At 65.6% G+C, this 20,470-nt stretch carries 21 protein-coding genes; 12 read left to right on the top strand and 9 right to left on the bottom strand.

Going from position 1 to position 20,470, the window contains the following annotated elements:
• Window positions 1-46 precede the first annotated feature (46 nt).
• The 5 genes from AB0M74_RS02685 to AB0M74_RS02665 form a co-directional block, all read right to left on the bottom strand.
• Window positions 47-427, bottom strand: coding sequence for an NADH-quinone oxidoreductase subunit A (locus tag AB0M74_RS02685; RefSeq protein ID WP_328402370.1), 381 nt, complete (start codon window positions 425-427; stop codon window positions 47-49).
• A gap of 339 nt (window positions 428-766) precedes the next feature.
• Complete coding sequence (locus AB0M74_RS02680; RefSeq protein WP_364901921.1) at window positions 767-1,102, bottom strand: hypothetical protein; 336 nt, start codon at window positions 1,100-1,102, stop codon at window positions 767-769.
• Window positions 1,103-1,540: 438 nt separating this feature from the next.
• Window positions 1,541-2,437: a class I SAM-dependent methyltransferase gene (locus tag AB0M74_RS02675; protein ID WP_364901919.1), complete on the bottom strand. Its 897-nt coding sequence runs from the start codon at window positions 2,435-2,437 to the stop codon at window positions 1,541-1,543.
• 577 nt (window positions 2,438-3,014) lie between these two features.
• A complete protein-coding gene (locus AB0M74_RS02670) occupies window positions 3,015-3,695 on the bottom strand; it encodes a hypothetical protein (RefSeq protein WP_364900785.1) in 681 nt (226 codons plus the stop codon).
• 97 nt (window positions 3,696-3,792) lie between these two features.
• Entirely contained in the window at window positions 3,793-4,662 is an 870-nt protein-coding gene (locus tag AB0M74_RS02665) for a LysR family transcriptional regulator (protein ID WP_364900778.1), read from the bottom strand.
• Between the two features lie 124 nt (window positions 4,663-4,786).
• Here AB0M74_RS02665 and AB0M74_RS02660 point away from each other — a divergent pair, with 124 nt between their 5' ends.
• From AB0M74_RS02660 to AB0M74_RS02635, 6 genes are all read left to right on the top strand, one after another.
• A complete protein-coding gene (locus AB0M74_RS02660; RefSeq protein WP_364900776.1) occupies window positions 4,787-6,232 on the top strand; it encodes a form I ribulose bisphosphate carboxylase large subunit in 1,446 nt (481 codons plus the stop codon).
• 24 nt (window positions 6,233-6,256) lie between these two features.
• Window positions 6,257-6,679 (top strand): ribulose bisphosphate carboxylase small subunit, encoded by a 423-nt coding sequence (locus AB0M74_RS02655; RefSeq protein WP_364900773.1) that lies wholly within the window; start codon window positions 6,257-6,259, stop codon window positions 6,677-6,679.
• Complete coding sequence (locus AB0M74_RS02650; RefSeq protein WP_364900770.1) at window positions 6,669-7,778, top strand: AAA family ATPase; 1,110 nt, start codon at window positions 6,669-6,671, stop codon at window positions 7,776-7,778. Before AB0M74_RS02655 ends, AB0M74_RS02650 begins: the two co-directional genes overlap by 11 nt.
• A 15-nt stretch (window positions 7,779-7,793) precedes the next feature.
• Entirely contained in the window at window positions 7,794-8,888 is a 1,095-nt protein-coding gene (locus tag AB0M74_RS02645; RefSeq protein WP_364900767.1) for a class 1 fructose-bisphosphatase, read from the top strand.
• A 16-nt stretch (window positions 8,889-8,904) separates the two neighbouring features.
• Window positions 8,905-9,783 carry a phosphoribulokinase gene (locus AB0M74_RS02640; RefSeq protein ID WP_364900765.1) on the top strand — a complete coding sequence of 293 codons (879 nt, stop codon included), beginning with the start codon at window positions 8,905-8,907 and terminating at the stop codon, window positions 9,781-9,783.
• A 144-nt stretch (window positions 9,784-9,927) separates the two neighbouring features.
• Window positions 9,928-11,094: a thiolase family protein gene (locus tag AB0M74_RS02635; RefSeq protein WP_364900762.1), complete on the top strand. Its 1,167-nt coding sequence runs from the start codon at window positions 9,928-9,930 to the stop codon at window positions 11,092-11,094.
• A gap of 55 nt (window positions 11,095-11,149) precedes the next feature.
• On the opposite strand, the gene dinB is transcribed toward AB0M74_RS02635, so the two are convergent.
• Entirely contained in the window at window positions 11,150-12,388 is a 1,239-nt protein-coding gene (gene dinB, locus AB0M74_RS02630) for a DNA polymerase IV (protein ID WP_364900759.1), read from the bottom strand.
• 159 nt (window positions 12,389-12,547) lie between these two features.
• Between dinB and AB0M74_RS02625 the strand changes: the two genes are divergently transcribed.
• The 4 genes from AB0M74_RS02625 to AB0M74_RS02610 all read left to right on the top strand — a co-directional run bounded on the left by AB0M74_RS02625 (window position 12,548) and on the right by AB0M74_RS02610 (window position 15,492).
• Window positions 12,548-13,798: an epoxide hydrolase gene (locus tag AB0M74_RS02625; protein WP_364900756.1), complete on the top strand. Its 1,251-nt coding sequence runs from the start codon at window positions 12,548-12,550 to the stop codon at window positions 13,796-13,798.
• A gap of 88 nt (window positions 13,799-13,886) precedes the next feature.
• Entirely contained in the window at window positions 13,887-14,267 is a 381-nt protein-coding gene (locus AB0M74_RS02620) for a BlaI/MecI/CopY family transcriptional regulator (RefSeq protein ID WP_364900754.1), read from the top strand.
• Window positions 14,264-15,211 carry a M56 family metallopeptidase gene (locus AB0M74_RS02615; RefSeq protein WP_364900751.1) on the top strand — a complete coding sequence of 316 codons (948 nt, stop codon included), beginning with the start codon at window positions 14,264-14,266 and terminating at the stop codon, window positions 15,209-15,211. The genes AB0M74_RS02620 and AB0M74_RS02615 overlap by 4 nt, the downstream gene beginning before the upstream one ends.
• Window positions 15,212-15,273: 62 nt before the next feature.
• Complete coding sequence (locus AB0M74_RS02610; protein WP_364900748.1) at window positions 15,274-15,492, top strand: hypothetical protein; 219 nt, start codon at window positions 15,274-15,276, stop codon at window positions 15,490-15,492.
• Window positions 15,493-15,495: 3 nt separating this feature from the next.
• Here AB0M74_RS02610 and AB0M74_RS02605 read toward each other — a convergent pair whose 3' ends face one another.
• Complete coding sequence (locus tag AB0M74_RS02605; protein ID WP_364900746.1) at window positions 15,496-16,248, bottom strand: TetR/AcrR family transcriptional regulator; 753 nt, start codon at window positions 16,246-16,248, stop codon at window positions 15,496-15,498.
• A 100-nt stretch (window positions 16,249-16,348) separates the two neighbouring features.
• On the opposite strand from AB0M74_RS02605, the gene AB0M74_RS02600 reads away from it, so the two are divergent.
• Together AB0M74_RS02600 and AB0M74_RS02595 are read left to right on the top strand one after the other, a co-directional pair.
• Window positions 16,349-17,311 (top strand): ATP-binding cassette domain-containing protein, encoded by a 963-nt coding sequence (locus tag AB0M74_RS02600; protein ID WP_364900744.1) that lies wholly within the window; start codon window positions 16,349-16,351, stop codon window positions 17,309-17,311.
• A complete protein-coding gene (locus tag AB0M74_RS02595; protein ID WP_364900742.1) occupies window positions 17,311-18,129 on the top strand; it encodes an ABC transporter permease in 819 nt (272 codons plus the stop codon). Before AB0M74_RS02600 ends, AB0M74_RS02595 begins: the two co-directional genes overlap by 1 nt.
• A gap of 59 nt (window positions 18,130-18,188) precedes the next feature.
• Here AB0M74_RS02595 and AB0M74_RS02590 read toward each other — a convergent pair whose 3' ends face one another.
• Window positions 18,189-19,619: an MFS transporter gene (locus tag AB0M74_RS02590; protein WP_364900740.1), complete on the bottom strand. Its 1,431-nt coding sequence runs from the start codon at window positions 19,617-19,619 to the stop codon at window positions 18,189-18,191.
• 14 nt (window positions 19,620-19,633) lie between these two features.
• Window positions 19,634-20,437: a thioesterase family protein gene (locus AB0M74_RS02585; RefSeq protein WP_364900738.1), complete on the bottom strand. Its 804-nt coding sequence runs from the start codon at window positions 20,435-20,437 to the stop codon at window positions 19,634-19,636.
• Window positions 20,438-20,470: the final 33 nt, after the last annotated feature.

Genomic DNA, 20,470 nt, shown 5'->3' with positions numbered 1-20,470 from the left:
CACTTCCACTGTGTCGACATGACGGCGTGCATACGACCGCGCGGTATCAGTCCCAACTGAGGCCGCCGCGACGCCATTCGTAGGCGTAGGCGACGGAGACGTTGACGATGAACAGCGCCATCGCGGCAAGACCGAAGAGACCGAGCGCATCGAAGTGGACAGCCCACGGGTAGAGGAACACGATCTCGATGTCGAAAATGATGAATAGCATCGCGGTGAGGTAGTACTTCACCGGAAAACGTTGTCCGGTAATGCTTCCCGGACCGCCCGCGACGGCGTGCGGAGTCGGCTCGATGCCGCACTCGTAGGCCTCGAGTTTGGCCCGGTTGTAGCGCTTCGGGCCGACAAGGGCGGCCATCACTATGGAAAACACCGCGAACGCAGCGCCGATCGCGCCGAGCACAAGCGTCGGCATTTCGATATTCACTACTGCACTTCCCCTCCTGCGAGCTGGAGTCAGCGTGTCGGGTGAGCACGGGTTCGGTGGGTAGCGAGACCTGCTGAAGCGGGTCTCATGCCGCGCCCGCGCTCATGTGAGCTAGGGCACACACTACAACTGGCACACCTGCGTGAACGCGGTTTCGGGGCGCTGTTTGATCGAATTCGCGACTGCTATTTATGACTGACACGGGGGTAATCGAGATGTCGTCACGTGACAATCGAGCACCGCGATGACGGGCTTTGCGCACAATTTCGGCGGACGCCGGAATGCAGGATGCATAAAAGAGTCCCGGCGGGCACCGGGACTACGGAGATGTGGTGCGAGTCAGGCCGCGGTGCGCTTGCGCAGCAGCGCGACGACGGCCTCGGTCAGCCGGATCGGATCGATCGGGTGCGCGACGGCGGCCTCTGCACGCGACCAACTGGCCAGCCAGGCGTCGTCGGGGCGGCCGGTGAGCACGAGAACCGGTGGGCACCGGTCGATCTCGTCCTTGAGCTGTTTGGCGATGCCGAGCCCGCCCGCGGGCGCCGCCTCGCCGTCCAGGATGGCCAGGTCGATGCCGCCTGCGTCCATCTGGTCGATCACTACCGGTGCGGTGGCGACTTCGAGGTACTCCAGGCCAGGTAGCTCCGGGTGTGGGCGTCTGCCCAACGCCAGCATCACCTGGCGCCGAGTATCGGCGTCGTTGCTGTACACCAGGACCCGCAGAGGGGTGGAACGAATCGTATCGGCCACGGAGGGGATGCTACGTCCGCGAGGGCACTCGCCGTGGCAGGTTCGCCCAGATTGCTTCACGCGTCGCGAGAGGTTGCCCATCGCAAGGGTTTCATAAGTTCTCGCCGCTAGTGTCCGAACACATGCGGGGGGCGAGATATCAGCCTGGCCCTCGTCGATTCCGACAGCTGGACCGACGACGTGGTCGGCGCCGGGATCTGGGTGATCGACGTGCCGTTCGTGACCATCGGGAGTGGGATCGGTTCTTTGGTCACCTACGACAGCATGCTTCCTGCCCTCAACGGGTGAATCCAGACCTCGCACTCGGCGGAGCACACCGATGCGGTGAACCGGGGTGCGCGGCCGATCCGACCGACCGACAGCTCAGGTGGGATGTCGCGTACGCATGCCGCAGTTCTCCGGGCTGTGCCGCAACCGCACAACCCCGGACCATGGGTACCGACCCGGTGCGTGTGGGTCCGGTTGCCGCAGGTAGGTGAACGGCACTAGAAACCACGGCGCCCGCCGGAGCTTGCGAGCGTGCACCAGCAGATGCTCCACCTCGAGCGGCTGCCAGCCGAGTCGCTCGAAGAACGCGATGCCGTTCGTGGGTTCGAAGCGCAGTGGTGCGTTCTCGAACATCGATGTGTTCCCGCGCGTGCGCTTCATACCGATGGTGATGTCGGCCAGCCACCAGGCGATTTCGGGGCGAGTCAACGCGCGGGCCAGATCGGCGACGGTGCCTTCGTCGAGGTACACCAGCAAACCCTCGGTCAGTACGAGTGCCTTGGTGGCGGGCATTGCCTGCGGGCCGACCGGACCGAGCGCCGCGTCGAGGAACTTGGCGCGAGCATCGGCGTCGGCGAGATCCACAGCGCGACGAATGAGCGTGCAGCGAGGCGCCTCGGCGGCCAGCGCGATGTCCTTTTCCGCGGTCATCTTCGGCAGGTCGGCCTCTACCCACACGAAGTCTTCGGGCAGGTTCATCCGATAGGGCCGGGTATCGAGACCGGCGGCGAGATTCAACACCCGATCACAGCCCTGCTGGATCGAGGTCGCGACGAGATCGTCGATGAGTTTGGTCCGAGTGACCACCGGCCAGCCATTGCGCATGATCCGTGGTGCGGCCACCGCCATGGCATGCCCGCGTTCTCCTGCCAGTCGATCGGCAAGCGGGTCACGAAACAGGGCATCCGGTCGCGTGGTCTCGACAGCGCGATAGGCCGCCACCCAACGGGCGGTATCGGACACGTTCGATATCAGCGAGTCCTCGCCGGCCATGCGTGCAGTCTTGCACAGCACTGCGCCGGACTCGGGGAATGCCACACCGCTACCCGCGTTCACGTCGCGACAGGAAATTCACCGGCTTGTAACACCGAACTCCGCTGCTCAGGTCGTATTTGGTCCACAATCGTCACAGCAGGCTTCGTGACCCGACGACCTTATGGTCACTGGATCGCCGATCGGGTGGGGTCCGGGATGTGCACGCCCCCGGACCTCACCGCCCGGTCATGTGTGGCCCGCTTCGATCAGCTCGAGTACCTCCGACGTCGGGCGCACATCAAGAAGGCGCTGGCCGCCGATCGCGAATGCGACGGCCGTCATAACCAGCCGGTTAGGCGCATGACTCTGTGCCGCTTGTCTATTCGTCGCTTCGCTCCGGTTGGAAGAGAAGAGGAGTTGGAATCATGGATGCACTTATGTTCTTTGTTGCCAGTCTGTTCGGGCACCAGATCACCGGGCCGGGCGGCCCGGGGCCGGCAGTCGATCGCTGCTGAAGCGTCCTACGGATAACCGAAGAAATATGAGTGCCGCGCACCCCGAGGTGCACTGCGCTTGGAGCGCTCGACGTGCCGAGTTATTCCTGCCGCTCGCGGGTGGTCTCCGGCAGTGCGTGCCGATGCGCCTCCAGTTCGATGTGCGCATTCATTTCAGGGCTGCGCTCGGTCTCGACCATGAAGGTCGATTCCCCGTCGAACGTCGACAATGGGTGCTGAGGGATCGGAATGTTCTCCGGCACACCGTAACCGGGCATGCTCCACAGCTGCGGCGGTAACGGATCGCTGCCGTCGTCAGGCCACAGACGGATTCGCCAGCTGTCCCCGGGAGTGGTGCTGCCCGGCCATCCGTAGTTCAGGAAACCGGTCCCACTGACCTCGAGCAGATACGTGCCCTCGGGTACCTGGGCGGCGACGATCATGTCGAGGGTCGGTGATTCGAGGAACAGCGCGCCGACATCGCCGACCTGCAACCGCGCTTCACACACTTGTTGCCACGCGTCACGGTCGGCCGGTGGGCGCGCGTCCCAGACCTGCACCGTCACCGCCATGGCGAAATTGTTCTGGTGCGGGCTGAGCACCAGAACCGTGATGCCGTCTCCCGCACGCGGTTGCGATGCCATTGCTCGGTCGAGTAATTCCACTTCGTAGTAATCAGATCGGTCGTTTTCATCGCCCGCGCCGCCGCTGATGAGGAACTGCCCGTAGTCCATCGCCAGCGTCACTGTCTGTTCGCTGACGAGGTTCGCCCGGTTGCTCACGGATTCATGCTCACATAGGGGCGTCTGTGCCGCCATTCCGGTGGGGAGGCTGCCGGGGATGCCGGTCCGAGGACGTAGCAGCCACGATGTCGTGACCTCACCCTGGCTGGAAGGCGGCCGCACCGACCTCTGCCGGGTCGAGGATGTGGGCCAGGAACAGTCGGGTGGTGGGCGTGGGAGTTCGGGTGGTGATGGCGTGCCACGGTCGGTCGAGCGGAGTGCCATCTACCGGAAGTTCCTGCAGGAGACCGGATTCGAGGTCGCCGACAAGCGCGTCGCTGTGCATGAGGGTGACGCCGAGGCCCTCGCGGGCCGCGGCAAGGACTGCGCCGTGGCTGCCGAGGGTGAGAGTGGGCGGCGTGATTTCGAGCCGGTCGAGCAGGTTCAGTGTGGCGTCGCGGGTGCCTGAGCCGCGGCCGCGCAGCAGCCAGGTGCTGCGCAGTGGGTCGGGGTGGTGTTCGGAGGCGCCGACCACGACGAGTTGGCAAGCTCGGCGGCCGCGGATGACCAGGCCGGTGTCGCGTGGGGGACGGCCTGCGATGACCAGATCTGTTTCATGGTGATGCAATTCGAGGAAGAGGGTATCGCGGGGATGGACCGACAAGCTCAGCTCGATGTCGGGGTAGCGGTTGCGGAACGACGCGAGCAGCCGCAGCAGCACGTATTCACCGGCGGTGGCGACGACTCCGATTCGTAGCCGCCCTGTCTCGGCGTGTCGGACCGCCGCGTGTGCTTCCTTCATGAGCCCGAGGATGGTGCGGCAGTACTCGGCGTACACCCGCCCCGCCTCGGTGAGCACGATGCCCCGACCGGATTTGGTGACGAGTGCGACGCCGAGTTGCTTCTCGATGTGCGCGACCGCCGCGGAGACGGCGGCCTCGGTGATGTGCAGCTGGCCCGCCGCGCGGCGGATGCTGCTCTGGCGGGACACAGCCAGGAATGTTTCCATCCGAGATGCGCTCACCATACCCATATTCGACGGTACCAAACTCGAAGAAACCGTTGAGTATTCGGAGAAACAATCAAATTGTTTGTCGTCGCCGACGCCGTCATCCTGGAAATCGCAAGGCACACCCTCAGGATCTGGAGGAATGATGGCCGAGAAAACCGAACGGGACCGCTGGGATCCGGGTGTCCAATCGTATGCATCGATGGGGTATTACGCCCCGGACTATGAGCCCAAGGACACGGATATCCTCGCGGTCTTTCGGGTCACCCCCCAGCAGGGTGTCGACCCGATCGAGGCCGCCGCCGCGGTTGCGGGCGAATCATCCACGGCCACCTGGACTGTGGTGTGGACCGATCGGCTGACTGCGCACTCGCGCTACCAGGCCAAGTGCTATCGGATCGATGAGGTGCCCGGCCGGCCGGGGGAGTACTTCGCCTACATCGCCTACGACCTCGATCTGTTCGAGGAAGGTTCGATCACCAACCTCACCTCGTCCGTCATCGGCAATGTCTTCGGCTTCAAACCACTGCTGGCACTGCGGTTGGAGGACATGCGCATTCCGGTCGCCTATGTCAAGACGTTCCAGGGTCCGCCGCACGGGACTGTGATGGAGCGGGAGTACCTGAACAAGTACGGCAGGGCACTGCTCGGTGCGACAGTGAAACCGAAACTGGGTCTTTCCGCACGCAATTACGGTCGGGTGGTCTACGAGGCGTGTAAGGGCGGTCTCGATTTCACCAAGGACGACGAGAACATCAACTCGCAACCGTTCATGAGGTGGCGCGATCGCTATCTGTTCGCCATGGAGGGCGTGAATCGCGCTACGGCCGAGACCGGTGAAGTCAAGGGCCACTATCTCAATGTGACCGCGGCGACGATGGAGGACATGTACGAACGCGCCGAGTTCGCCAAGGAACTGGGCAGCATCGTGATCATGATGGACCTGACGGTCGGCTACACCGCCATGCAGTCCATGTCGCATTGGGCGCGGCGCAACGGTGTGCTGCTGCACCTGCACCGGGCAGGCCATTCGACTTTCACGCGCCAGAAGACACACGGTGTCAGCTTCCGGGTGCTGGCCAAGTGGTGCAGGCTGATCGGAGTCGACCATCTGCATGCGGGGACGGTGGTCGGGAAGCTGGAGGGTGATCCGGCCACCACACGCGGCTTCTATGACACGTTGCGGGAGAACCATATTCCAGCGAACCTCGGCAATGGCATCTTCTTCGACCAGGACTGGGCAAGCCTGCCGGGGGTCATGCCGGTGGCTTCCGGCGGCATCCACGCGGGCCAGATGCATCAACTGGTCGACCTGTTCGGTGACGATGTGGTGTTGCAGTTCGGCGGCGGCACTATCGGTCACCCCCTCGGGATCGCGGCAGGGGCGGAAGCCAACCGGGTTGCGCTGGAGGCGATTGTCAAGGCACGCAACGAGGGCCGCGATCTGTTGAAGGAAGGACCGGATGTGTTGCGCAAGGCGGCGCAGTCCTGTCGCCCCCTGGATGTCGCGCTGGCGACCTGGGGTGATGTCACCTTCGACTACACCTCCACCGATGCACCCGACGCCGTGCCGACGGCAAGCCACTGAGGCCGAATATCCGAAGGACGTGCCATGTATCTGCGTCAAGGAACCTTCTCGTACTTGCCCGAACTCACCGATGCGGAGATCGCCGCGCAGGTACGCTACGCGCTGCTGAACAACTGGCCGGTGTCCATCGAGTACACCGACGACCCGCATCCTCGCAATGCCTATTGGGAAATGTGGGGGCTGCCGCTGTTCGATCTCGACGAGCCCGACGGTGTGCTCGCGGAGGTCGATGACTGCCGGAAAACCTTTCCGCGACATTACATTCGGATACTCGCCTATGACGCCCGCTACGGCAGGCAGACCACGGCGCTGAGCTTCCTGGTGCAGCGGCCCGCCGACGAACCGGGGTTCCTGCTCACCCGCGCTGAAGGGCCCGATCGGCGGCAGATCTACGGGCTGCATTCCTATGCCACGAACGATCGTCCGGGGGCGCGGTATGGCGGTTGAGCATTCCGGGGCGCCCGGCGGTTTCCGGCTGCACCGGCCCGGTGTCGATGATCCCCGGCCGGTGCGGGCGGTGCCGCCCGATCCGACATCCGACACCGCCGCGGAGATCCTCGGCGACACCGCGGTGCTCGACCTGTCGACCGATATCGCGGGCGACGACGTCGAGGAAGTGCTGGCCAGACTCGACGCGGAACTGGTCGGCTTGGCGAATGTGAAGCTGCGTGTCCGGGAGATCGCGGCGCTGCTACTGATCGATCGGGCCCGTCAGCGCTTCGGGCTGCGGGCATCCCGGCCGACCATGCACATGAGTTTCACCGGGGGGCCTGGCACCGGCAAGACGACTGTCGCGCTGCGCATGGCAGAAATGCTGCATGCCCTCGGCTATATCCGGAAACCGAAGGTGCACACCGTGACCCGCGACGACCTGGTCGGTCAATTCATCGGACACACCGCGCCGAAGACGAAAGAGGCGCTGGCCAGGGCGGCTGGGGGAGTGCTGTTCATCGACGAGGCCTATTACCTGTTTCGCCCCGAGAACGAGCGGGACTATGGGCAGGAGGTCATCGAGATCCTGTTGCAGGAGATGGAGGACGAGCGCGCGAGTTCGGTGGTGATCTTCGCCGGTTATGCGGATCGGATGGACCGATTCTTCTCCGCGAATCCCGGACTGTCCTCGCGCGTGGCGCACCATCTGGAATTCCGCGACTACACCCATGGAGAGTTGCTGGAGATCGCCGAGATCATGGTGGCCCGGGAAAGCTTTCGCTTCGACCAGGCCGCGCGATCCGCGTTCGCCGAGTATGTCGAGTTGCGGATGCGCAGGCCGCGATTCTCGAACGCGCGCAGTGTCCGCAATGCCCTCGATCGGTGCCGGCTGCGCCAGGCCAAACGCCTGGTCGAGTTGCGGCAACCGCTCACCAAGACCGACCTGATCACGCTGACCACCCGGGATGTCCGAGGCAGCAGCGTGTTCGGTGACAGCGGGGCGAGCGACGGGACCGGAGGCGGTAGCGTGCGTGACCACGAAGGGCCCCGGGAGCACCGCAAATCGAGCACAACCGAGCTGCCGGACGGGCCGACCGCAAGGGCCCCCGCCTGACGGGATCGAGTCACCATGCCAGAAGGACTGAAGACCCTCACCCGCTACACCATCGAGGAGGAGCACCGGCACCCCGGCTCGTCCGGCGAGTTCTCCGCCCTGGTGAATGTTGTTGCAACAGCGACGAAAATCATTGCCAACCAGGTGATGCGGGGATCCATTGTCGGCTCGCTCGGCGCGGCGGAGCCGGATAATCTGCCGCTGACGGTGCACCGCAAACTGGATGCGATCGCCAACGACATCATGGTGGCGCAGACGCAGTGGACGGGGCACCTGTCGGCACTGCTATCGGAGCAGATGACGCAGATTCATCCGGTGCCGGATATCCACCGGCGCGGTAAGTATCTGCTGGCCTTCGACCCGTTGGACGGTTCGTCCAATATCGACGTAAATCTTCCCGTCGGAACGATATTCAGCGTGCTGCGGGCTCCGGATCGGGCGCGGGCTTGCGGCGGTGGCGCGGCGCCGAAGGCCGATGACTTCCTGCAGCCGGGCGTGCGGCAGGTCTGCGCCGGGTTCACCCTCTACGGTCCGGCGACGATGCTGGTGCTCACCACCGGCAGTGGTGTCGACGGGTTCACCCTCGACCGGGAGATCGGCGCGTTCGTGCTGACCCATCCGCGGATGCGCATCCCGGAGGACACATCGGGATTCGCGATCAATGCCGCGAACGAGCGGTTTTGGGAACGGCCGGTGCGTAGATACGTGCACGAATGCCTCGACGGAGTGGACGGGCCGCGTGGCCGGGATTTCAATATGCGCTGGGTGGCGTCGTTGGTCGCCGACACGTTCCACATTCTCACTCGCGGTGGCGTGTACCTGTACCCGCACGACGCAAGGCCGCCGCTGCGGCCGGGGCGGGTGTCGTTGCTCTATGGGGCCAATCCGATCGCCTTCATTGTCGAGCAGGCGGGTGGCTGGGCTACCACCGGTGGTGATCGCGTGCTCGAGGTGCCGCCGGAGCACGTGCACCACCAGGTGCCGTTGATCTTCGGATCGCGCAACGAGGTGGAGCGGATCGAGCGCTATCACAGTGAGCCCGACGAAGGGCCGAGCTTCGACAGCTCGTTGTTCGGCTCCCGGTCGCTGTTCCGGCCTGCCCCCCATTGAGATTCGAGGAAATGCCATGTCGGTGAAGCATCCCGTCGTCGCGATCACCGGATCATCCGGTGCGGGAACGACCAGCGTCACACGGACTTTCCAGGAGATCTTCCGCCGTGAGGGCGTCAATGCGGTGATCGTGGAGGGGGATTCCTTCCACCGCTACGACCGCAACGAGATGAAGCTCGCCATGGTGGAGGCCGAACAGAGCGGCAACCGTACCTTCTCCCATTTCGGCGAGGAGGCGAATCTGCTGAAGGAGTTGGAGACGCTTTTCCGCGAATACGGCGAAACCGGGGTCGGCTCGGTCCGCAAGTACCTGCACGATGACGCGGAAGCGAAACCCTACGGCCGGCCCGCGGGCACCTTCACGCCGTGGGAAAACCTGTCGCCCGGCAGCGACCTGCTGTTCTACGAGGGTCTGCACGGCGCCGCTGTCACCGACTCCGTGAACGTCGCGCAACACGCGGATCTGCTGGTCGGCGTGGTGCCGATCGTGAACCTCGAGTGGACCCAGAAAGTCATCCGCGACAAGACCGAACGCGGCTACTCGAGTGAAGCCGTCATCGACACGATCCTGCGCCGCATGCCCGACTACGTGAAGTACATCTGCCCCCAGTTCTCCCACACCTACGTCAACTTCCAGCGAGTGCCGACTGTCGACACCTCCAACCCCTTCATCGCCCGTACCATCCCCACCGCCGACGAAAGTTTCGTGGTAATCCGTTTCGCCGATCCCAAAGTGATCGACTTTCCATACCTCCTCTCGATGCTGCACGACTCATTCATGTCGCGCCCCAACTGCATCGTCGTCCCCGGCGGCAAGATGGAACTGGCCATGCAATTGATCTTCACTCCCCTCATCCTGCGTCTGATGGACAAGCGCCCGAAGCGAAGTCGCTGATCCCTCGGCACCTGCTGCTGCCATGTCCCGTTCGGCCGGGGTAGTGGACCTGGGGGTGGTGCGCAGTTGCGGGAGATTGGCGTATGGTGGTGCTAAGTTAATGGTGATTCACATGATGGTCACTGGTTTGGACAGGGAGTAGTTATGACTTCTGCCGTCGTTGTCGACGTGGTGCGCACACCCTCGGGTAAGGGGAAAATGGGTGGTGGGCTGTCGGAAGTTCACCCGGCCACGCTGTTGGCCGAGGTGCTGCGGACGCTGGTGGAGCGCAACGATCTAGATCCGGCGCTGGTCGATGATGTGATCGGTGGTTGTGTCACGCAGAGTGGTGAGCAGGCGTTCAACATTTCGCGGACGGCGGTGTTGGCTGCCGGGTTTCCCGAGACCGTGCCCGCCACCACGGTGGATCGGCAGTGCGGGTCCAGTCAGCAGGCGTCGCACTTCGCGGCGCAGGGTGTGATCGCGGGGGCCTATGACATCGCGATTGCGTGCGGCGTGGAGTCGATGAGCCGGGTGCCGATGTTCTCCAACGCGCAGGGCAAGGACGCGAACCGAGGTCCGCTGGCACACCGGTTTCCGGAAGGTCTTATCGGACAAGGAATCGCAGCGGAGATCATCGCTCAGCGGTGGAAGCTGGATCGGGAGAGTCTGGACGCGTTCGCCGCGCGTTCACATCGGCTGGCGGCACGGACCGCGGCGGCAGGCGGTTTCGATAACGAGCTCGTCGCGGCCGGTGCGTTGACCGCGGACGAGACGATTCGCGCGGACACCACGGTGGCGGGGCTCGCCGGTTTGCGCCCCGCGTTCGCTGCCGACGAGTTCCAGGCGAGGTTTCCGGAGATCGAATGGTCGATCACGCCCGGCAATTCCTCGCCGCTCACCGACGGCGCTTCGGCCGCGCTGATCATGAGTGAGGACAAGGCCGAGGCCCTCGGCCTGCGACCGCGCGCTCGCTTCCATTCGTTCGCGGTCACCGGCGACGACCCGCTACTCATGCTCACCGCTGTCATTCCGGCTACCCGCAAGGTGCTCGCCAGGGCCGGCCTGGCCATCGACGACATCGACGTCTACGAAGTGAACGAGGCATTCGCCCCGGTCCCGTTGGTCTGGCAGCACGACGTGCACGCCGACCCCGAGAAACTCAACCCCCGCGGTGGCGCGATCGCCCTCGGTCACCCACTCGGCGCTTCCGGCACGCGAATCCTCGCCACCATGATCAATCACCTCGAACAAACCGGCGGTCGCTACGGTCTGCAAACCATGTGCGAGGCGGGCGGTCTCGCCAACGCCACCATTATCGAACGGCTGTAGTGCGACTGAGCGGCTGGCCGACAGCAGCGACGTAGTGTGAGGCCACGGATCGGGATCAGTCGGGGAGTAGGGGGACCGAGATGCCCTCACCGCGGCCGATGAGGGCGGCGCGGGTGACGGCGCTGGAGCCGAAGCGTTGCCGGAGATCGTCGAGGGTGGAGTCGAGGGTGTTGGTGGCGCGTGGCTCCAGCGGGAGGGTCAGTTGCACCGCGTCGGCGTCCTCGAGATTGGTGAGGGCGAGGCCGACGAGGGTGAGTCCGAGTTCCTGGATCATCGGCATAGCGGTGGTGAGCAGAGCGCGGGCGGTGCGCAGGATCGTTTCGGTGTGATCGGTCGCTTCGGCGAGGGTGTGGGAGCGGGTGGCTCGGGTGAAATCGTCGAAACGCATGCGTAGCACTACGGTTCGGCACACGCGGTCGGCGGCGCGCAGGCGGCGGCCGAGGCGGTCGGTGAGGCCGTGCAGGTAAGCCTCGATTTCGTCGGGTGGGCGCGGGCGGCGGCCGAGGGCGCGTTGGGCGCCGATCGAGCGGCGGCGGCGGCCGGTCTCGACGCGGCGCGGGTCGCGGGCCCACGCGAGGGCGAACAGGTGCCGGGCCGCGCCAGGGCTGAGGATCGAGCGCAGCGCGGGTTCACCGACCTCGGCGAGGTGACCGACCCGGGTGATGCCATGGTCGTGCAGCGTGCGCGCGGTGACTTCGCCTACGCCCCAGAGTCTTTCGACGGGCAGCGGGTGTAGGAAGCCGAGTTCGCCGTCCGGCGGGACGAGGTGTAGGCCGTCCGGTTTGGACACCGCGCTTGCCACTTTCGCGAGGAATTTGGTGCGTGCGATGCCGACGGAGATCGGCAGGCCGACCTGCTCGCGAACGTCGGCGCGGAGTCGGTGTGCGATATCGACGGGCGCGCCCGCGATCCGGCGCAGACCGCCGACATCCAGAAACGCTTCGTCGATGGAGATGCCTTCGACGATGGGTGTGGTGCTGCGGAAGACGTCGAACACCGCCTTGCTGGCCTCCGCATAGGCGGACATGCGTGGTTGCACCACGACGGCGTCCGGGCACAGTCGCAGGGCGGCGCCGCCGTTCATCGGGGTGCGCACACCGCAGGCCTTCGCCTCGTAGCTGGCGGCGAGCACGACGCCGCCGCCGACGATGACCGGACGTCCCCGTAATCGCGGGTCGTCGCGCTGTTCGACCGAGGCGTAGAAGGAATCGAGGTCGGCATGCAGGATCGACGCTTCCGCGCGCGCCTCGATCCGGGGTCTACCGGATCGAGCGGCGGGTGCGGATTCGGACACGAGCATTATATTCGCACATATGTTCGAATTTGTGAACTGTGGAGTTGGTGTCGCCGCCGTCGATGCGATCGGAACGGGGCACTACGATGGCGGTGTGTTTGCCGATTCGGTGCGTCGAACTCGGCGAAAATCTGGTGAAGCGACTGTGGGAGAAGGCAATTGAGCAACGAACCCATTGCGGAGCACCGTGCGGACCCGTTCCCGCTGCCGCCGACGCCGATCCATGTGCCCGATGACGTGCTCGCCGATCTTCGGCAGCGCCTGGCTCTGACGCGGTGGCCGGTCGACGCGGGCAATGACGATTGGTCCTACGGTATTGATCGTCGGTACCTGCAGGAACTCGTCGAGTACTGGCGCGACGGCTACGACTGGCGCAAGGCCGAAGCCGCGATCAACGCTTACGAGCATTACCGGGTCGAGGTCGACGGCGTGCCGGTGCATTTTCTGCGTAAGACGGGCGTCGGCCCGAACCCGACGCCGTTGATCCTCACCCACGGCTGGCCGTGGACGTTCTGGCACTGGTCCAAGGTCGTCGACCAGCTGGCGGATCCGGGGGCATACGGCGGTGATCCGGCCGAGGCGTTCGAGGTGATCGTTCCGTCGTTCCCCGGCTTCGGCTTTTCCACGCCGCTGCCGAACAACCCGGACATGAACTTCTGGAAGGTCGCCGACCTCTGGCACACCCTCATGACCGAGACTCTCGGCCACACCGTGTACGCGGCGGCGGGCTGTGATGTCGGTGCGCTGGTCACCGGCCAGCTCGGCCATAAGTATGCGGACGAGCTGATTGCGATCCACATCGGGTCCGGTCAGAAACTGAGTCTGTTCGAGGGCGACCGGGCCTGGGACGTCAGCGGCGGCAGGCCCATTCCCGAAGGGCTGCCCGCCGATGTCCATGACCGGATCGTCGAGATGGAGCGTCGCTTCGCGGTCCATCTCGCCGCGCATGTGCTGGAACCGAGCACGCTGGCTGTCGGGCTGTCCGACTCGCCTGCCGGGATGCTCGCCTGGATACTGCAACGCTGGGTGAAATGGAGTGACAACCGCGGTGACATCGAGAACGTCTTCACCAAGGACGAGCTGCTCACCCACGCCATGATCTTCTGGGTGACGAACTCGATCGGCACCTCGATTCGTACCTACGCCAACAACAATCGCTATCCGTGGACGCCCTCGCACAACCGGCAGCCGGTGATCGAAGCGTCGACCGGCATCACTTTCGTCGGCTACGAGAACCCGCCGGGTGTCGACACCGATCGGCGCGTGCAGAGCTTCCTCGACAGCGACCGCGCCGAGTGGTACAACCACGTCAACCTGACCGTCCACGACCACGGTGGTCACTTCATTCCGTGGGAAATCCCCGATTTGTGGGTCGAAGATCTGCGTAGGACCTTTCGCGGCCGCCGCTGACAAATCTACGGCCTATCTACGTAGGAATCGTGCGAAGCCGGTATCCTGGGGCGTCAGTCGGTCGAGAAACGATGAGGGAGTCGGCACAGTGCGTGGATTCGGGGACCTGGAGGCGGTGATCATGGACCGCATCTGGGATCGGGACGCGGAGACCACGACGGTCCGCGAAATCTTCGACGAATTGGCGGCCGAACGCGACATCGCCTACACCACGGTCATGTCGACCATGGACAACCTGCACCGCAAAGGCTGGCTGGCGCGTGAACGTGCGGGCAAGGCCTACCGCTACTGGCCGACCCTCACCCGTGAGGAGCACAGCGCGCGGCTGATGCTGGAGGCGCTCGGTTCCGGCGGCCGTTCGGATCTGGTCCTCAGCCATTTCGTCGACCGGATCAGTGCCGACGAATCGGCGGGACTGCGGGCGGCGCTGCGCAGGCTGACCTCCCACAAGCCGCCCGAAGCGCCGTGAACGTCGCTCTCTGCCTGCTGGTGTACGGCGGCCTGGTCGCGCTGTTCGGGCCCTCGGTGCTGCAATGGCTGACCCGCAGCGGCGCCGCGCCGCGGCTGGGCGTGGTCGCCTGGCTGGTGACGATCGTTGGTGCGCTCGGATCGTGGTTGCTGGCGGCCGGCATGTTGCTCGTCGAATTCGCCACATACTGGCATGCGGATGTGGCGGTGCGCGTGTGCGTCGACGCACTGTCGACCCCGGTGAACGAGGCGGCGAGCCCGACGCTGCGCACGGCGTCGTTCGCGGTGGCGGCGGTGGTGATCGCCGGGACCGTGGTGGTGCTGTGGCGGTCGGCCCGGATTCTGCTGCGCATGCGTCGGCGCACGTTGGAGCACGCGCGGGCAGTCTTGCTCGTCGGACGTTTGCGGCCCGATCTCGGTGTGGTCGTGTTGGATTCGCCGCAACCACAGGCGTATTGCGTCGCAGGGCGGCCGGACGCGATCGTCGTCACCAGTGCCGCATTGGACACACTTGCACCCGATCAACTGACCGCGGTGCTCGCGCACGAGCGCGCGCACCTGCGTGGCAGGCATGGCGCACTGACAGCGTTCGTGCGTGGGTTGGCGACGATCCTGCCGCGTGTGCGGCTGCTGAGGGTCGGTGCCGAGGAGATCAACCGGCTGCTCGAAATGTGCGCCGATGACGAGGCCGCGCGTAGGCATGGCGCCGAACCTCTGCTCGGTGGGTTGATCGCGCTGGTCGGTGCCGGGCCAGCGACCCCGGTGCATGCCATGAACGCTGCGGCCACCGCAGTGGTGGCCAGGGCCGAGCGGCTGGTGTCACCGGCCAGTGCGATGCGCAGGGCGACCAACCGCACCGCATTACTCGGGGTGATCACCGCGACCATGATGGGAATGCTCGAGGTGGCCGCCGGATTGTTGATCTGCAGCTGGGTTCTCGGTTGAGTAGGACGCCGCCGATGGGTCATCGCGTGGTAGCCGGTGCTCGGCAGATCGGGTAACGAGGCATGCCCGCCGACCATCGGTCGATTGGCTGGCCGGCGGGCTGGATCTCCCCGATCGTGGTTGTCGACGGCCACATCGCGGGCACCTGGGAAATCGTCGACAGCGACCTCATGATCACGATGTTCGATGGCGTCGCACCACCGAAGCAGCGGCTCGCCACGGCAGCCGACCACTTGGCCGCCGCTCGCGGGCAGGACCTGGCGTCGGTGCGGGTCGAGTAGCGGCTACTCGGCGGCGGCGCGCGCGGCGACCAGGACTTCGAGGCCGTCGAGGATGCGGGCAAGGCCGAACCCGAAGTGATCGAAGCCGGGATCGAACGCATCGCTGGATAGTGCCGCCATCGCCGGGTAGTGGCCGCTGGCCATGGCGCGTTCGAGAACCGGGGCCTGGGCGTGCCAGAACTCCGCGTCGGTCAGGCCCGATTTGCGTTCTGCCTCTTGTAGATACAGCTGGGTGCGGGCAGCGCCAGCGACGTAGTCGCTGACCAGGATGACCGCGGAGACCAACTCGGGGTCGGTCAGGCCCATGGGTTTGATCCGCGAGACCACCAACTCCATGCCTGCTACGGCACTGGGGCCCATCACCGGTCGGGACTGGTTGACCTGAAGCAGCCAGGGGTGGCGGCGAAAGAGGGCAAGGGATTCATGGGCCAAGGCCTCGAGCGCGCCGCGCCAGCCCTCGCCGCGGTAGGCGTCGGCGGTAGGCCGCTGTACCCGATCCAGCATGACGTCGAGTAGCTCGGCCTTGCCCGGCAGATAGCGATACAGCGACATGGTGCCGGTGCCGAGCGCGGCGGCGACGCGGCGCATGGTGAGTGCTTCCAAACCCTCGGTGTCGGCAACCACGATCGCCGCTTCGACGATGCGGTCCAGTGTGAGTGCCGGTTTGGGTCCGCGACTGGGCCGGGTGCCGGTGTCCCAGAGCAGGTCGAGAGTGCGGGCGATGTCACCGCTGCCGCTGGCCTCCGTGCTCGTCATGAGTGCCAGCTTATCTGCTTGGCACAGAATTGGGTACGTTGTACTCTAATTGGAGTACAACGTACCCAGTTGTCTGACGAATGTGATGCGGAGGGCGAGAGTGAACGACGAATTCGCGGTACGAGCCGAGGGGCTCGACAAGAGATATGGGGACAAGCGCGCATTGGACGGTTTCGATCTGACCATTCGGCGTGGGGCTGTGCACGGGCTGCTCGGCCCGAACGGCGCGGGAAAGACCACGGCCGTGCGAATCTTGTCGACGTTGGTCCGCCTCGACGGCGGCCGGGCCGAGGTAGCGGGGCTCGATGTGGCACGCGAACCCCGGCTCGTGCGCGCGCGGATCGGGGTCACCGGACAGTACGCCGCGGTGGACGAGGTGCTCACCGGGCGTCAGAACCTCGAAATGTTCGGCAGGCTCTTTCATCTCGGTCGGCGCCGGGCTCGGCAGCGCGCGACCGAATTGCTCGAGCGCTTCGATCTCATCGATGCCGCCGACAAAGGTGTCGGCAAGTACAGCGGCGGTATGCGACGCAGGCTCGACCTCGCGGCATCGATGATCCTGTCGCCGGAGGTGCTCTTCCTCGACGAGCCGACCACCGGACTCGATCCGCGCAGCCGAGGTGAGGTATGGGAATCGGTGCGGGCGTTGGTCGCCGACGGCACCACCGTCCTGCTCACTACCCAATATCTGGAGGAGGCGGACAAACTCGCCTCCCGCATCACCGTGATCGATCAGGGCCGGGCCATCGCCGACGACACCCCGGACGGGCTGAAGAACACTGTCGGAGCCGATCTCCTCGAGGTCGTCGCTGCCGAGGTCGCCGATCTGCCTGCGGTCGCCAAGGTGGTTGCCAGGGTAAGTGCGGGGGAGCCGGCGACCGACGATCTCGAACGCAGGGTGTACGCGCCCGTCGCCGACCGCGTCGCCGCGCTCACCGAGGTAGCACGCGCTCTGCAGGACGAGGGGATCGGCGTCGAGGACATCGGATTGCGCAGGCCGAGCCTCGACGACGTCTTTCTCCAATTGACCGGATACCGCACCGTTGCCGAGGAGGCCGCCTGATGACCGCCGTGACCGCGACGCCGACCCACTCGCGGGCATTCTGGGCGGTCGCCGATTGCTGGAATGTGGTGCGGCGTGGGCTGACCCACTATCAACGCCAACCGGTGAACATCGCCTGGCAGCTCGGGTTCCCGATTCTGTCGGTGCTGCTGTACGGATATGTGTTCGGCAGTGCGATGAGCGTGCCCGGCGGCGGCGACTACCGGAGCTTCCTGATGCCGGGCATGTTCGCGATGACGATGGCGTTCGGGTTCATCAATACTGCGACGGTGGTCGTGTACGACGCGACCAACGGCGTGATCGACCGATTCCGTTCCATGCCGATGGCATCCTCGGCGGTAGTGTCCGGGCGCGGCGTCACCGACCTGATTGTCGCCTGTGCGGAGTTGGCGATCCTCATGCTCACCGCGCTGGCGATCGGCTGGCGGCCCGATGGTGGAATCGCCAACGGCCTTACGGCTTTCGGGCTCCTGCTGCTGCTGCGGTTCGCCCTGATCTGGGTCGGTGTCTGGCTCGGGCTGCTGGTGCCGAATCCGGAGGCGGCCGGTGGTCTGTTCGCGGTGGCCTTCCCGCTGACCATGATCTCGAGTATCTTCGTCGCACCGCAGCTGATGCCGAGCTGGCTCGGCGGGATCGCCGCATGGAATCCGATCTCGTCCACGGTCGCCGCAACCCGTGAGCTGTTCGGAACTCCGGTGGGCAGCGGTGATTCGTGGATCGAACAGCACGCACTGCTCATGGCGATGGTGTGGCCGGTGATCCTGACGGCGATCTTCCTGCCGCTGGCTGTGCGGCGATTCCAACGCCTGAGTCGCTGATGCGAACACGGTGCCCGGTCACTTCCGAGGAATGCCGGGCACCGCGTCCGCTTGTCGAGTCAGGTGGTGGCGCGGTCGCTCACCGGATTCGGTTGTGCGGCAGCGGGTCGCGGCATTCTGGCCGCGGATCCGATAAGCCCGGCGGCCAGCGCGACGGCCGCCGTGACGAACCAGCTGCGGTGGAAGGCGTCGAGGGTTTCCTGCGGTCCGGTGGGGGAGCCGAGGGTTACCACGACGACAGCGACGCCGACGGCCAGGCCGATCTGCCTGGACATGCTCAGCACGGCCGATCCGGTGGCGAACCGTTGGGGCGGCAGGCCCGCACTACCCGCGGCGAATGCGGTGGGGAGGGTGAGCCCGACGCCGAGCCCGCTGACGACCATGCCGCCCAGCAGACCACCCAGGTAGTCGGGTTCGAGGGTGATGGCGGTGGCCCACCACACCATGCCCACGGCGAAGGCGACACCACCGGCGGCGATAACCGGTCCGGCGCCGATGCGGCTGATGAGTCGACCGGCGAGGATCGCCACGACCGGCACAACCAGGGGTCCTGGCGCGATCGCCAATCCGGTGCGCAGTGCCGACCACTCCCAGATGTTCTGCGTCCAAAGCACCACCGACAGCAGCATGCCTGCGAATGCGATCTGGAAGAACAGTGAATTGGCCACCATCAGTGCGAAGTTGGGCGCGCGCAGCAACGCGGGGTCGACAACGGGACTGTGGTGGCGGGCCGAGGAGATCGCAAATGCGACCGCGAGCGCCGCCGTGACAGCGAAGGATGTGAGCACGCCCGCCGAAGTCCAGCCCCAATCTTCTCCTTTCACCAGGGCGAGGATGAACCCGCCGATGGCGCCGATCAGCATGATCGCACCGAATGCATCGGGCAGGGGCCCGCCGTCGCCGCGCGGGCATGGCAGCAGCCGCACGCCGAAGGCCAAGGCGGCAAGTCCGATCGGCACGTTCACGAGAAATACCCAGCGCCAATCGATCTCGACGAGCAGCCCGCCGATCACCGGGCCGAGTGCGGCGCCGAGGCCGCCGAAGGCCACCCACAGCCGAACGGCCATCGGCCGGCGCTCGGCCGGCGTCGCGGCCAGCACCAAGCCGAGTGAGGACGGGGTCAGCATGGCGCCGCCCACCGCCTGCAACACCCGAAAGGCCACCAGCGACTGGACATTCCATGCGGCCGAACACAGCCCCGAACCGAGTACGAACACGGCCAGACCGACCAGGAAGGTCGTCCGGTTGCTGCCGCGATCGCCTAGCCGCCCGGCGGGCACCAGCAGCGCCGCGAACACGATCGCATAGGCATTGAGCACCCACGACAGCCCGGACAGCTGGGCGTCGCCGAAATCCTTGCCCATATCCGGCAGCGCGACATTGACGATGAACAGATCCAGACTCGACAGCAGCACACCGATCGACACGATGGCGAGGACGACTCGCGAATCGACAGCACGACGATCTGTGGTTGGCGCAACAATATTCACGATCACTTCTCCGATCAGCCGAGCACTCGACGGGTTTGGCGGGCCGTTGCCAGCAGCAGGCCGCCGCGGTCCCAGATCTCGATGTCATCGACCGACCAGCCGCCTGCGGTGCTGGCATTGCTCGCGCGGACAAGCACCTCCGGTGATACCGGTCGGGCGAAATCGGTGTGTAGGTGCATCGAGAACGTGACCGTGGGCACGGCGACCGGTGCGGTCAACGTGGGGAAGAGGCCGGGCGGCAGCGCATCGGCGAGCACCGCCAAGACCGCAGCGTCGGTCGGCAGCGCGGGGATCAACGCGATCCACGCGCACATCCACGCCTCGTCCGACCCGCTCAACGGCAGCGGGCCCGCGGCAGGACGAATCTCGAAATGAGCGCCGACGGCCACGATTTCTGGTGGCAGGCGAAACTTCCGGCAGTCGGCGGGTGGCGGGACCTGCGGGGCGGGCGCTGCAGGCCGCTCCGGCAGCTGTGTCGGCGCGGTCCGCCCGAAAGTGACCGCCGCCGAGGCGACGATCACACCTTCCTGATCGGCGACCACGTCGACGACGGTGGTGCTGCGACCCACCGGATGCTCGGTCGCCCGGAACGTGAACGTCCCCTCGCCGGGTCGGCCGAGGAAGCGCACGTCGACCGCCCGCACCGGTGAGTCGCCTGCTGCCGCGTGGCGCGCGACCTCGATCAGCAGTCCACCGACGACGCCGCCGTGCGGCCCGGTCCAGCCGCGCCAGCTGTCGTCGACGTGTGCCCGCCAGATGCGGTAGTCGAGTTCGGCCAGTGCGAACTCGTCGCCGAGCCGTTTAGTGAGTTGCATCATGCAACGAACCATAGGTGAGTGAGTTCTCTGAAG

Source organism: Nocardia sp. NPDC051463 (assembly GCF_040681975.1).
Lineage (GTDB): Bacteria > Actinomycetota > Actinomycetes > Mycobacteriales > Mycobacteriaceae > Nocardia.
Note: the sequence above shows the minus strand (reverse complement) of the source record. Positions and strands in the feature narration are given on the sequence as shown.